The organism is Paraliobacillus sp. JSM ZJ581 (genome assembly GCF_044383835.1).
Classification (GTDB): domain Bacteria; phylum Bacillota; class Bacilli; order Bacillales; family Amphibacillaceae; genus Paraliobacillus.
The window spans coordinates 101,872-115,366 of record NZ_JBISEP010000006.1 but is presented as its reverse complement, the minus strand read 5'-3'; the positions used below and the strand labels follow the sequence as shown (position 1 = coordinate 115,366).

17 protein-coding genes and 1 riboswitch are annotated in these 13,495 nt (G+C 33.3%); of the genes, 5 read left to right on the top strand and 12 right to left on the bottom strand.

The genetic code is table 11. From position 1 onward, the window contains the following. Positions 1-36 precede the first annotated feature (36 nt). Positions 37-996, top strand: coding sequence for an asparaginase (locus ACH6CY_RS05855; protein ID WP_374066343.1), 960 nt, complete (start codon positions 37-39; stop codon positions 994-996). Between the two features lie 36 nt (positions 997-1,032). On the opposite strand, the gene ACH6CY_RS05850 is transcribed toward ACH6CY_RS05855, so the two are convergent. The 3 genes from ACH6CY_RS05850 to ACH6CY_RS05840 form a co-directional block, all read right to left on the bottom strand. Continuing rightward, positions 1,033-2,010, bottom strand: a complete 978-nt coding sequence (locus ACH6CY_RS05850; protein ID WP_374066342.1) for a YpdA family putative bacillithiol disulfide reductase — start codon at positions 2,008-2,010, stop codon at positions 1,033-1,035. A gap of 35 nt (positions 2,011-2,045) precedes the next feature. Continuing rightward, positions 2,046-2,705, bottom strand: a complete 660-nt coding sequence (locus ACH6CY_RS05845) for a genetic competence negative regulator (RefSeq protein ID WP_374066341.1) — start codon at positions 2,703-2,705, stop codon at positions 2,046-2,048. Positions 2,706-2,782: 77 nt separating this feature from the next. Continuing rightward, on the bottom strand, positions 2,783-3,418 hold the full coding sequence (locus ACH6CY_RS05840) for a CBS domain-containing protein (protein WP_374066340.1): 636 nt from the start codon (positions 3,416-3,418) through the stop codon (positions 2,783-2,785). 163 nt (positions 3,419-3,581) lie between these two features. Between ACH6CY_RS05840 and ACH6CY_RS05835 the strand changes: the two genes are divergently transcribed. The 3 genes from ACH6CY_RS05835 to ACH6CY_RS05825 are packed head-to-tail and all read left to right on the top strand — an operon-like array spanning position 3,582 to position 4,657. Then, positions 3,582-3,806, top strand: a complete 225-nt coding sequence (locus tag ACH6CY_RS05835) for a spore coat protein CotJA (protein WP_374066339.1) — start codon at positions 3,582-3,584, stop codon at positions 3,804-3,806. After that, positions 3,803-4,072, top strand: a complete 270-nt coding sequence (locus ACH6CY_RS05830; RefSeq protein WP_374066338.1) for a spore coat protein CotJB — start codon at positions 3,803-3,805, stop codon at positions 4,070-4,072. Before ACH6CY_RS05835 ends, ACH6CY_RS05830 begins: the two co-directional genes overlap by 4 nt. A 15-nt stretch (positions 4,073-4,087) precedes the next feature. Further along, the gene (locus tag ACH6CY_RS05825; RefSeq protein ID WP_374066337.1) at positions 4,088-4,657 is read left to right on the top strand and encodes a manganese catalase family protein; all 570 of its coding nucleotides are present in this window, start codon (positions 4,088-4,090) and stop codon (positions 4,655-4,657) included. Positions 4,658-4,760: 103 nt separating this feature from the next. Here ACH6CY_RS05825 and ACH6CY_RS05820 read toward each other — a convergent pair whose 3' ends face one another. From ACH6CY_RS05820 to ACH6CY_RS05810, 3 genes are read right to left on the bottom strand one after another with little or no spacing between them, the layout of a single operon-like run. Further along, on the bottom strand, positions 4,761-5,321 hold the full coding sequence (locus ACH6CY_RS05820; protein WP_374066336.1) for a hypothetical protein: 561 nt from the start codon (positions 5,319-5,321) through the stop codon (positions 4,761-4,763). Positions 5,322-5,375: 54 nt separating this feature from the next. Further along, positions 5,376-6,905: a RecQ family ATP-dependent DNA helicase gene (locus tag ACH6CY_RS05815; protein ID WP_374066335.1), complete on the bottom strand. Its 1,530-nt coding sequence runs from the start codon at positions 6,903-6,905 to the stop codon at positions 5,376-5,378. Then, positions 6,905-7,936, bottom strand: coding sequence for a YpbB family protein (locus ACH6CY_RS05810; RefSeq protein ID WP_374066334.1), 1,032 nt, complete (start codon positions 7,934-7,936; stop codon positions 6,905-6,907). The genes ACH6CY_RS05815 and ACH6CY_RS05810 overlap by 1 nt, the downstream gene beginning before the upstream one ends. A gap of 196 nt (positions 7,937-8,132) precedes the next feature. Here ACH6CY_RS05810 and ACH6CY_RS05805 point away from each other — a divergent pair, with 196 nt between their 5' ends. Then, a complete protein-coding gene (locus ACH6CY_RS05805; RefSeq protein ID WP_374066333.1) occupies positions 8,133-8,381 on the top strand; it encodes a ferredoxin in 249 nt (82 codons plus the stop codon). Between the two features lie 71 nt (positions 8,382-8,452). Here the strand turns inward: ACH6CY_RS05805 and ACH6CY_RS05800 are convergent, their stop codons facing one another. From ACH6CY_RS05800 to ACH6CY_RS05775, 6 genes are all read right to left on the bottom strand, one after another. Then, a complete protein-coding gene (locus tag ACH6CY_RS05800) occupies positions 8,453-8,599 on the bottom strand; it encodes an RNA polymerase sigma factor (protein WP_374066332.1) in 147 nt (48 codons plus the stop codon). 364 nt (positions 8,600-8,963) lie between these two features. Then, complete coding sequence (locus ACH6CY_RS05795) at positions 8,964-9,467, bottom strand: ECF transporter S component (protein WP_374066331.1); 504 nt, start codon at positions 9,465-9,467, stop codon at positions 8,964-8,966. Continuing rightward, on the bottom strand, positions 9,467-9,844 hold the full coding sequence (locus tag ACH6CY_RS05790) for a DUF4430 domain-containing protein (RefSeq protein ID WP_374066330.1): 378 nt from the start codon (positions 9,842-9,844) through the stop codon (positions 9,467-9,469). Before ACH6CY_RS05790 ends, ACH6CY_RS05795 begins: the two co-directional genes overlap by 1 nt. A 92-nt stretch (positions 9,845-9,936) precedes the next feature. Next, positions 9,937-10,113: riboswitch (cobalamin riboswitch) on the bottom strand. Beyond that, the gene (locus ACH6CY_RS05785) at positions 10,111-11,859 is read right to left on the bottom strand and encodes an ATP-binding protein (protein ID WP_374066329.1); all 1,749 of its coding nucleotides are present in this window, start codon (positions 11,857-11,859) and stop codon (positions 10,111-10,113) included. (Overlaps the previous riboswitch by 3 nt.) Beyond that, positions 11,856-12,572 carry a response regulator transcription factor gene (locus tag ACH6CY_RS05780; protein WP_374066328.1) on the bottom strand — a complete coding sequence of 239 codons (717 nt, stop codon included), beginning with the start codon at positions 12,570-12,572 and terminating at the stop codon, positions 11,856-11,858. The genes ACH6CY_RS05785 and ACH6CY_RS05780 overlap by 4 nt, the downstream gene beginning before the upstream one ends. A gap of 119 nt (positions 12,573-12,691) precedes the next feature. After that, entirely contained in the window at positions 12,692-13,429 is a 738-nt protein-coding gene (locus tag ACH6CY_RS05775) for a pseudouridine synthase (RefSeq protein WP_374066327.1), read from the bottom strand. Between the last annotated feature and the right edge of the window lie 66 nt (positions 13,430-13,495).

Genomic DNA, 13,495 nt, shown 5'->3' with positions numbered 1-13,495 from the left:
TAAGAAAAATGAAAATATGAAAAGTTGGTGAATAAATTGAAAAACATTTTACTAATACATACAGGTGGAACGATAGCAATGTCAGAAGATCAAGAGACTGGTGCAGTCAGTACAACTGCATCGAACCCACTTATAGAAGGACAAGCATTAATTAAACAATTTGCAAAAATAGAAGAAAGAGTGTTATATCATCTCCCCTCACCTCACATTACACCAAATCATATGCTTGAAATTGGTAAGTACATTGAATCAAGAATAGGCGAATTTGATGGTGTTGTCATTACTCATGGAACAGACACATTAGAAGAAACTGCTTATTTTTTAGATTTATATATCGAAACGAAAAAACCAATTGTTATTACAGGTGCGATGCGTTCTAGCAATGAAATTGGCTCAGATGGACTTTATAATTTAAATTGTGCAATTCGTGTCGCAACAGTTGATGAGTCCTTTGAAAAGGGGGTACTTGTTGTGATGAACGATGAAATTCATACTGCCGCTTATGTTACCAAAACTGCAACGAGTAATGTTGCTACATTTCAAAGCCCACAATTTGGCCCTATTGGAATGATAACCAAACAAGACATTTATTTTTATCATAAATGGATTTCATATGAAAAATATGAATGTGAACAAATTTCAAAACAAGTTCCTTTGCTCAAAGCCTACGCTGGAATGGATAAAGGATTGTTTGAGGCATTATTAGAAATGAATATAGATGGATTAGTTATTGAGGGATTCGGACAAGGAAACCTACCACCAGAAATGGTTGACCCATTAAAAAAACTACTTAACAATCATATCCCTGTTGTATTAGTATCTAGAAGTTTTAAAGGCGTTGTACAACCTACCTACTCTTATCTAGGAGGGGGGAAGCAATTACACGACATGGGAATCATATTCGCTAAACGATTAAACGGTCAAAAAGCTCGTATAAAATTATTAATGGTTTTGGAATCAACACGCAATCAAGATGTTCACGCTTATTTTGAATAATAATAGAGAGCAGCTCATATGGAACTGCTCTCTATTTTAGTATTTTTTTGCTATGTCATCGGCAATTAATGGACCATGATAACGGCCATTTTCAATAAATATTTCGTTATTGTTATATCCAGCTGCAATTACGCCAGCGATATAAATACCTTTCACATTCGTTTCCATTGTGTCTACGTTAAAAGCAGGTCTTCCTGTATCCAATTCAATGTTTACTCCCATCGATCGAATAAATTGATGGTCTGGTCGATAGCCAGTCATCGCAAATACAAAAGATGCTTCCACTACTTTCGTTTCACCATTCACTTGATACACAACTTGATTGTCTGTTATTTCATTTATCGTTGCCTTAAACTCCATTGAAATATGGTTTTTATCAACTAAAGCTTTAAATTCCGGCAGAATCCAAGGCTTCACACTTTCTGAATAATCAGATCCGCGGTATAAAACGGTTATATCCGCTTCTGCTTTATGTAACTCTAATGCTGCATCGACAGCTGAATTTCTCCCACCAATAATAACTACTTTCTTTCGATAAAAAGGATGTGCTTCCTTGAAATAATGATACACGTGAGGAAAACTTTCACCTTTTACTCCTAATTCATTCGGTTGATCATAATAACCTGTCGCTACAACAACGAATTTAGCTTTGTATGATTGACTTTCATGTTTATTTGACAGTGTGTTAACTATAAATGCATCACCATCTTTTGCAACATCAGTAACTCTTTCAAAGCTATTAATTCGCAACAACCTTCTACTTGCAACTTCTCGGTAATAGGCTAAGGCTTGATTGCGAACCGGCTTCTTCTTTTCCGTAATAAACGGAATATTACCTACTTCTAAACGTTCACTAGAACTAAAAAAGGTTTGATGAGTTGGATAGTTGTAAATAGAATTTGTAATATTCCCTTTTTCAATTAGTAATGGCTTTATTCCTTTATCTTGAAGTGACAAAGCTGCTGACATTCCACATGGACCAGCACCAATAATGATAACTTGTTCTTTCTGCATTGTTATCCCCCTAAAATACGAAAGCTAAATCAATGTTAAAAAAAGGTGTTTAATTGTTCAATTGCATCTTTATCTATTATTATTTTACCATACTCAAGTAGTCGGTAAGAAGTAACAACACTTGGTGAGGCATATTCTGACAGTAAAGCAATTATATTTTCCCGGTTTGCACCTTCTACATCTTTATCCGTAAGCAACATATAGTAATGGTTGTCATAATACACCACTGACCCACCGTTTACCTCAGAACGAATCACTGATTTTGAAAATTGTATAATATCTTCAAATGTATCAAACAAAAAGATTAGTTCATTACTCTCATCCAGTGTTACTTTCATTTCTAAATATTCGTCATCTTCTTGTTCCATTTCATTTTGTGTAACGATAATTAGCATACCTTGAGCTTGGAGCACATGAACTTGAACTAACAAAACACCTTCTAATTCAAACCCTAACTCATCGCTTGCCTCAAACATCATGTCATGAAATAGTGCTTGCATGCTTGGTAGATCACGCCATAAATCGTCTTTAGTTAATCCTCTCTCGATTAAATCATCAAAAGTTAGAAATATTTTAAATTGATTAGATGAAATCCGCTCCAACCGCATATTCATGCCCCCTTTACCTATTACCTTTAATAATATATGCTGTACATCTTGATCTTGAGAATGAAAAGAAACAGAGTACTTCTTCATACCAAAGCACTCTGCGGATGATTCTATATTATACAACATTATGTTTTAAAAACCAAAAGTATTATTTTATATTATATTTAGAAGTTAGTTATATCAAGCACACGGAATCCTGCTTTTTCTAATTTAACTTCCAATTTTTCAGTTTTTACATTTTTATCAACTTTTAAAACAATTCTTCTTGCCAATTTATCCGTTTCATCAAAAGTAGTTATGGAAATTATATTCGCATGTAAATGTCGTAAGATGTCCGCAAGTTTTGCAAAGCGTCCAGATGACTCTTCAGATGTAAAAGCAATTCTCACACCAGACTTATTCATACCAAAAACACTTTCAAACTGCTCCAACACATCAAATCGTGTAACAATACCTAAGAATTTTTTCTTTTCATTTACAACAGCAAGTATTGGGTAGCCTTTAAACGTAGTCAATGTTTTTTCAAATACTTCATCTTCTAAAATATACAGGTTAGGATGTGTCATAATATCTGAAACTTTTGTATTATTTAAAAAAGATTCTTGCTTTTTATCCGTATGAAAAGAAGCTTTATAAATTGTTTGTGCAGAAATCATACCTAAAAACGTTTCCTTTTTGTCAATCACTGGCATTGCATGGATTTCTTTTTCTTCCAGTTTGCTCAGTGCGTCTTTTAAAGAGTAATCTGGTAAGGCAACATGACATTGATAAATGGGCTTCATTGTGCTGCGTACAAACATGTCCAACACCTCACTTTAAATAATTTTATTTTTCAATTATTATATTATTCCCGTCCTGTAAAACGTTAAACACTATTAGTCAATTACATTATATACATAAGTTATGCTTCTATGCCATACAATTAATTGATGTTAAAAATTTAAAAATGAGGGAGGTTAATAAATGCATCAAACGAACACAAAATATTATTACCCCTATATAAGTCCGTTTGACCCTTGTCCTCCTATTATTAGAAAAAGCTATTCTACACCACCACAATTGTACATGGGATTTCAGCCACCTAATCTAGCACAATTTAACACAGCAAAACAAGCACTATATTGCGGCACACTATGGCCTGCATTTCATGATTCCTATCCATCAAAAGAAGGGAGAGAAGATACTTGAGTACACCTCAACAAGTACCTCAAGCTTATTATGATTTATTAGAAGAAATTCAGGCAATTGATTTTGTATTGGTCGAACTGAACCTTTATCTCGACACACATCCAAATGACACAAATGCGATTCAACAATTTAATCAACATGCGTATGAAAGTAAAAAATTAAAAAAACAGTTTGAAAAACAATTTGGGCCACTTATGCATTTTGGTCAAAGCTATTCACGGTATCCTTGGGATTGGAATGATACTCCTTGGCCTTGGCAAGTGTAAAAGGAGGAATGAAATTTGTGGTATTATGAAAAAAAATTACAATATCCTGTTCGTGTTAGAGAATGTAACCCACAACTTGCAAAATATCTAATAGAACAGTATGGGGGAGCCGATGGAGAATTATCTGCCGCATTACGTTATTTAAATCAGCGCTATACAATCCCTAATAAAGTTGTCGGACTACTTAATGATATCGGTACAGAAGAATTTGCTCACTTAGAGATGATTGCTACAATGGTGTATAAATTAACGAAAGATGCAACCCCTGAACAAATGAAGGAAGCAGGGTTAGCATCGAGTTATGCAAATCGTGATCATGCATTATTTTACCACAACTCGGCTGGGGATCCATGGACAGCTACCTATATTCAATCAAAAGGTGATCCGATAGCAGACATTTATGAAGATATCGCAGCAGAAGAAAAAGCTAGAGCTACTTATCAGTGGATTATTAATTTGTCAGACGACCCAGAATTAAATGATAGTCTGAAATTTTTGAGAGAACGAGAAATTATTCACTCACAACGCTTCCGAGAAGCAGCACAAATGTTAATTGATGAAAAAGACAAAAAACAATTTTTTTAGTTGTGAATGCAGTGATAAACATGTATAGCAACTTAAACAGAAAACGTTGTAAAAAATAGTTTATCAAAGCTAGAAAAACACACGCTAGTTTTCTAGCTTTGGTTTATAGCTCGTCAATTGTCGGAAGAAACAATTTTTCTCCTTGCTTAATCGTTTCAGCTTCTAGTTGATTTACACGCTTTAGCATCTCTACGACCTCTAGTGTATTATAATATTCCATGGCAATGTCCTCTAATGTTTCTTCGTTTGAAATGAAGTAATACCTACCTGTTAATTCGATTTGATCTGTCACCTTTTCTCCTAATTCAAGCTGAATAGTCACTTCTTCTGATAATTCATTCGTTGGAGAGACAACTTGTACTGTCTCAGCACTAGTACGTTTTGAATTATCTTCTTGCACAGCTTTATCCAACAAATCTTTGCCCCAATACTGATAGGTTATGACCAAAATAATGACTATTATAAACAGCAAGAATAAAAATCGCAGAAAAATCAAATTAATTTTCCAACGTGTTTTTTTACTTTTACCTTGATGAATTTCACTCCTAGGTGGTAAATCTAATACATCTATTTCTTTATGCTCTATTTCTTCATTTTGATCTATTGGATCTTTATGTTTCATATGTTCTCTTAAATTTGCAGCTTGATCTTCCTGTTTATTCATGATTGTATCCCTCCGATAACATAATATTAGACACACCATTTAACCTCTTAAAAATTAGTTACTATTACTTTGCAAAAACAACATAGCTAGATCTGTCTTCCAATCTTTTATCGTAGCTGCTTTCTTTGTTTCATATAGTGGTTCCCAATGAGTAAAGTCAAAACCACAATAATCACAACAAGCGTATTTTGGTTTTTTAGTGGATGTTTGGAACGGGCGAAATAGTGACTTCCTTCGGCAAGTTGTTGCTGTCACCCATGCAACCATCTCGTTTAATTTTTTAAACTTATATGTATATCTTTCATTAATAACTGTTTCAACCTTTGACAAAAACATTTCTTTTTGATTATATATCGGCAAGATCTGACTTTCCTTAAGTATATCATGATTTTCTAAATGATAGACGATAAATCTCCATTGTATTTCACTTAACTGAAGATACATCATCATTTCATGTTTATCTATCGTTTTAATATTTGATTGATATTTTTTTTCTAGCATAAAGAGCAGGGACTCTACTTGATCCATGTTAGGCAACTCAGATTCAATTAATCGCTGAGGTAACATTTCATCAAATGGTGCATATAAAACTACAGATACACTCGATTCCCCATCTCTCCCCGCACGGCCAACCTCTTGAATGAATGACTCCATTTGGGTTGGTAAATGGTAATGTATAATTAATCTCACATTGGATTTATCAATTCCCATTCCAAACGCACTCGTACAACAAATAACATCTAACTGATCTTGCATAAACTGCTGTTGAATTAACGTTCGATCCATTCCATCCATCCCACCGTGATAAAATGCAATTCGTAAATCAGGTAAATCACGACTTAATTGATCAGCTACTACTTCAGCTTCTTTTTTACTTGAAAAATATATCATTGTTGGCACATCAAACTTTTTTAGCAGAACTTTCATGTAACTTAATTTTTCTTGTTTATGATCACATGCTTGAACAGTAAAAGTTAAATTCTCCCGATCCATTGGATAGATATGTTTTTTCATATCTGGTGTATTTAAATATTTCAGAATGTCTTTTTGTACATCAGGTGTCGCTGTCGCACTTAAAGCTAATACCGACGGGTTGCCCAGTTGTGCAATAACATCTACTAGTTTTAAATAATCTGGTCGAAATTCATGACCCCATTGAGAGATGCAGTGAGCTTCATCTACAACAAATAAAGAAAGGCGCATTTGCTTTAAACGTTCTAATAGTTGCTTATTTTGAACCATTTCTGGTGACGCATATATTAATTTATAACGTGAGAGATTGTTAATTATTTTCTTTTTTTCATTTCGACGAATAAAGCTATTGATTGCTACAACATCTTTGAACCCTTTTGTTTTCAATTGTTTCACCTGATCTTCCATTAAAGACAATAAGGGAGAGATGACAATAACACTTCCTTCTAGCATAATAGATGGTATTTGATAACAAATCGATTTTCCTGATCCAGTAGGCAAAACACCTAAAACGGATTTTTTATTTAATACATCTTCAATGATGGCTTGCTGTCCTTCTCGGAAGGTATGATGGCCAAAGTAATTGTATAATACTTCTTTTAGCTTGCTCATTATTTTATACTCCTTTTTCGATCTTTAACATAAGCTAAAACTAAGCGAATTTGAAAATAATTATATTTATCATTTAGCATTTCTTTGATCTCTTTTAATTTTGTTGTATTTGTTTGCTTAATAGCGGTTGAAATAGTATCGTATGTTGGATCGTCAATAAACAATGATAAATTAAATTGCGGATCCGCATAAGCAATTTCTATAATATGATCTTCAATTGTACTTAATTTTAGTTTTCTAATCTTTGCAATTTGAGCAATAGAAAAGCCTTTTAGTAACCATTGGTTTGTTTGTTGTGCAGATTGCGTAATCACCAAAGTTTGACGATTAGCAGAAACAAATCTACTTAACTGAAGTGTTCGATTGCTCTCAGTTTTTAAATAAGCATATAGTTGGTGAAGGATACAGGTCAAATTTAGTGATACATCGGTTGTTGACATACTATTTTTATAGGCTAATTGATTTAGTGACAAACCAATCTTATTATAACCACTTAATCTATCAACGAATAACTGTGCTTGTTCAGAAGGTAATTGATCTAAAAAACGCAATAACTCTTGGTATACATCATACAACCATCCATCTAAATTACTAATATGATAGTGATAATGTTTTTTTACAAATTCTTGTATCAATCTATCGTCAGTTATAGGAATAAATTGATGATTATCGTTGGCTACATTCGAATATGTTTGAATTGCTAATTGCAATTTCGTATAAAATGCATCAATTTCACTCGAAAATTCCATTCCATTAAAAAATCCGATAGGAAATTGATTTTTATGTGACACTAGATACCGAACACCTTTTATCGTTGGAACAGCTATGTTATTTTCTTTTATTGTAAGCAATTCTTTTTCTTTCAAAGCAACAATGGCTTGTTCAAAAACTGAACGATTCAGATGTTTTAAAATCCCGAAATAACTAGAAAGCTGATAAATATTAGCATCCTGAATCGTTTGGCTTGATCGTTTACCTTTTAACAAATGATAAACAGAAGCTGTTGTTCTTTCTTCGCTTATTTTATACAAACATTCTAATAGGATATAAAAAAACAGTATAATCACCTTCTTATTTAACCTTACATAAAAACACATCATTCGATTTTTTTAAAAATCATCTGATCATACCATACCATGAAGCCTTTTATAAGTGAATATTGCAAAAGAGAGAAATCAGATGTAAAATTGGACAAGATAACTTTAATTCATTGAAAGGTGCATCATTATGGCTTACTATACAATCGTTGATAAAGAAACTTGCATTGCATGTGGAGCATGTGGTGCTTCTGCTCCTGATATATATGATTATGATGATGAAGGAATTGCCTATGTACTTTTAGATGATAATCAAGGTATTGTCGAAATCCCTGAAGTATTAGAGGATGATATGCTCGATGCATATGAAGGTTGTCCAACAGACTCGATTAAATTATCAAAAAAATGTTTTAATGGCAATCCTTTATTATTCGACTAATGTTTTCGTTAAGAACAATAGGGTTTTTATTCTTATTGTTCTTCTACTATAATGATTCCAAAGAAAAGCATTCAATAAAATTTCCTAAACATGATAGCTGCGGTCTCTTGAATCGAGAATGATTGGATATAACGTAATATAATAATCTGCTTCTGATCTTCACTACATTGATTTAATTTATCATAAATATGCTTCATTTCATCATCTATTACAACCATTTCTTCTGGTAATGCGTTGTGATTTGGTAATGTTTGCTCCTCCGTTTCCCAGGAAAAAAATCATTCACCCGATTTCGCTTTCGAAAAAAATCTAAAGTTGTATGTCTAGCAATTGAAAATAACCAAGTTTTTTTCACTACTATCCCCTCTAAAAGTCTGCATAGACTTCAGAACTTTCATATACACTACTAGAATAATATCTTCTGCTTGTTCACGTTTTTAACGATATAAAAAATATATTGAAATATATTTTTTATATCGTTATGATAGTTATCGTACAGTGACTCGAAAGTGGTCTTCATTTACAAGAACTCCCGTCATTCATTAATCAGTCGTTTTACATTTGTTTAAAGTTACATACTTTCTATAATTGATGGATATATTTATATCGATTTGCTAAATATTTAAACGGTTTATAACTTGCAAGTATAAATAGTACATTACCAAAAGCATGATAGCCATCGAATAGCAAACCACTTAAATAATAACCCCAAAAGAATCCCGTAATCATATAATTTGTTAAAGCAAAGAACAGACCATACAAAAAACCTGAAGCAATTGATAAAAAGATCAATACAATAAACTGGTTTCTTTTCAACTTAAAACCGATGATACCACTTAATAATCCAATAAAGATATAGGCAGCTATTTGCCAAAAAGTCCAAATCCCCATTCCCATAAATAAATTAGTTACATACACTGTGATGACACCTAGAAAAATTGCCGAGGCTGGACCGAAAAAAAAACCAGTTAATATCACAAGTGATGTTACTGGCTGTACGTTAGGTATAAACTGAAATATAAATCGTCCACTAATTGCCATTCCAGTTAGCATTGCAATTAAAGTTATTCGGTACGTTTTTGACATTAATAACTCACTTCTTGCAAATCAAAATTCACTTTGTCATCTGGAGATAGATCATATTCTCCTGCTCCAACATTTGCATGCTCGTCATTAACTGTATACATCCAATACCTGTTTTCACTAGCATCTTGCTTTTTTCCTTCAATCGAAGTAATAAATCCATCTTCCTCTACAATAGTAAAATTTTCTTTCAGTATAGTTAACAAATTGGTTTCTTCTTTTAATTGAATCACTTTTTCAGAAATTATTTCTTGCTGTTTATTCTCAGATATAGTTATAGTTACGTTCTCGTTCGCTTTATTTGTTTGCTCATTAGGCCCACAACCAACAATAAACACACTCAATAATAATAGTAAAAAAAATTTTGTTATTTTCTTCATTTTCTACCTCCAACAAGTATAGTGGAGGATTAAACGTTTATTTATTTGATCATTTATTAATCTTAATCAAACGCTCAACCCTCGAAGGTTTGATAGTTTTCGGAGTATTGGTAGGTCTACTGACTTGTGCATTTGTCTACTTTGAACCCTTCCCATACCTTGCTGATACAGTGGTTACGTTCATTTCGTTTGCATTTACAGTTGCGAGGACAGTTCTGGATTTACACCAGATTCCCTATACTTATGCACCAAATACTCCATGCACATCATTTCGTCGGTATCACGAAGGTAAATGTCGTTCCTTCCTCTATTTTACTTTGGACAGAAATAGTACCATGGTGTGCTTCAATAATATTTTTTGCAATAGATAAACCAAGACCAGTGCCTTTGCGTTTTTCTGTTTTCATTCTTGATTTATCCGCTTTATAAAATCGCTCAAATACAAAAGGTAAATCTTCTTCCGAAATACCAGATCCGGTATCGATAATAGAAAAGCGTATTTTTTCATGCTCACTTTCAACAAGTAGCTGTACTTTCCCGTTTGTTTGCGTATGGCGCATTGCATTATCAATTAGATTTGTCAAAACTTGTTCTATCCGATCTTGATCAACATACATCATTCCTACATCTGTTTTAACAGCTCCATCTAACTCGATGCCTTGATCATTAGCCGGACCCTGAAACTTCCTGATAATTCGTTCAATAAACTGCACTAAATCTATTTTTTCTTTGTTCAGTTGTACATGACCGGCTTTTATTCGAGCTAAATCTAACAACTCATTCACTAAACGTCCCATTCGCATCGATTCATCTCTAATGATAGATGCCAGCTCATTTTTTTCGTCTGTAGATACAGCAATATCATCTACTATCGCTTCGCTGTACCCTTGCATCATAGCAATAGGTGTGCGTAATTCATGAGAAACATTTGCAATAAATTCCTCACGTAGCTGATCCATTTTACGCTCTTCTGTCATATCACGTATGATGGCCACAACTCCACGAACCTTAGTTTCAGCATATAAAGGAGTCATAACCATCACCCAATTCCGTCCTTGTACAGTAACTTCTTGGGCTTGTTCGGTTTCTGAAGCAATAACTTTTTTTAACAAAAGTAATATGTCTTCCGGTAAAAAATTTACTGAATCTACATCGTATTCATATCGCCAATCATGTAAGAATTTCTGTGCGGGTGGATTAGAAAGGATAATTTCAGCTTCTCGATTAAATGTTAACACGCCATCAGCCATGGAACGTAGAATACTATATAATTGTTCTTTTTCTTGACTCAAGGCTTCAATATGGTAATTTAGTTGTCTTCCCATCCGATTAAAAGCCATGGCAAGTTCCCCAATTTCATCATGTGTTAAGATAGGCACCCTCGTTTTAAATTCACCTTTAGCTAGCTCTAATGCCCCTTCCCTCATCTTAATTAACGGTTGCGTAATACGTGTAGATAAAAAGAAAGCGAAGATAGTCATTAATACAATTGCGATTCCTGCAGCTAATAAGATTATTTCACTTGTTTGTTTCGTTGTTTTGGCAACTACTTCAGAAGATTGATAGGCAAATACTGCACCCTTTCCATCATAAAGACTTGATCCAGCCATTAAAACTTCCATGTTAGATGGTAAAGTCACTTGGTCAGTTACACTGTTTTCGTGTGTGATAACCGAGTTAAATTTATCATTTTCTTTAAGCCATTCAACTGTGATCATTGGCAAATCTTCATCACTAGAAGAAGTCCACGTATTACCATCATTCAAAACAATGGTAATACGGCTACTATCATCTTTTATTGTTTCTGCAATTTTATCGATATCCATTTGATGAGAAGTATCTTCCAATAATGCAGCAATTTTGGTTGTTTGATTGAGTAGTTGATTTTCTGCTTGGTTTAAATGATAGCCATTAAAAAATTCAAGTAATAAAAAGCTAATGATCGCTAAAACAACAAAAATGACAATTAAAAAAGTAAACCATAGTTTAACGACAACACCACGTAGAAAAATCATTCATCTGTCACTTCAAACTTGTAACCTACACCCCAAACAGTCAAAATCATTTTACCTGCACCTTCTGAAACTTTATTTAACTTTTCACGTAGACGCTTGACGTGTGTATCAACGGTTCGCAAATCACCAAAAAATTCGTATTGCCATACTTCTTTTAATAATTGCTCTCGATCAAATACTTTATCTGGTGAACTAGCTAAAAAAAGTAATAACTCGTATTCTTTAGGTGTTAAATTAACTTCTTGTCCATCCGCTAATACTCGATGAGCATCATTGTCTATTACAATGTGCTCAAACTCTAATACATCTTTTGTTGTCGTGCTTACATTCGTTAAAGAGGTAGTAGCAGATCTACGTAATAGTGCTTTTACTCTTAAAACCACTTCCCTTGGACTAAATGGCTTTACAATATAATCGTCCGTCCCTACTTCGAAACCTTCTACTCGATTAGCTTCCTCTCCTTTGGCTGTAAGCATAATAATTGGTGTTGTTTTCTTAGTTCGCAATGCTTTACAAACTTCAATGCCATCTTTTTTTGGTAGCATTAAATCCAAAAGAATCAATGAATAGTCATTATCCATTGCTAATTGGAGACCTTTATCTCCATCACTTGCTTCATCAATAGCATAACCTTCACGTTCAAGATACATTTTCAACAATCTTCGAATTCTTTCTTCGTCCTCAATGACGAGGATTTTGTTTAATTCATCCATCCCAATAACCCCTTCCTAGCTAACCCCATATTACATTTATATATCTATATATTTATTTCATAAAATAAATAATTGATTAACATAATTACAAAGTGAATGACTTTTCATTCTTTTATCAATTATTTACCCTTTGTAGCAACGTGTCTAAGTTGCTTAATTTCATACGGTGTTAATTCTCGAAATTCGCCTGGTTGTAATCCTTGAAGTGTGAGAAAGCTATATCTTTCTCGTTTCAATTTCATTACTGGAAAATCAATTTTTTCAAACATTCTACGAACTTGACGATTCTTACCTTGATGAAGTGTTAATTCAATAATAGCGGTGTTTTTTGTTCGATCTGTTGATAGGAGTTGAGCATGTACCGCCTTTAATCGTTCGCCATCTGCTTGCACCCCTTTTTTTAATTGTTTTAATGCATCATTTGTTGGTATCCCTTTTACTTTTGCTACATATACTTTATCTATTTCATAACTAGGATGCATCAATAACTGAGCAAATTCTCCATCATTAGTAAGTAAAATAATCCCAGAAGTATCATAATCAAGGCGACCGATCGGATAGACACGTTGATCAATATTTGGCAACAAATCTAATACTACTTTTCTTCCTTTCTCATCCTTTACACTTGAAATGACTCCTCTAGGTTTATAAAGCATATAATATACTCGTTTTTCTTTTTCTAGAGGAATATTATTCACTTCGATTTTATCATCTGGTATTACTTTCGTGCCTAGTTGATTGACAACTTTCCCATTTACTTTTACTTTTCCTTCTTCAATTAATTTTTCTGCTTTTCTTCTAGAAGTTACCCCACTTTGAGCAATCACCTTTTGCAGGCGTTCTTGTTTATTCGTCATTATATCATCACTGTACCCTTCTATATTAACATATCCATTTTGACAGAAACTTCTATACAAAACAAT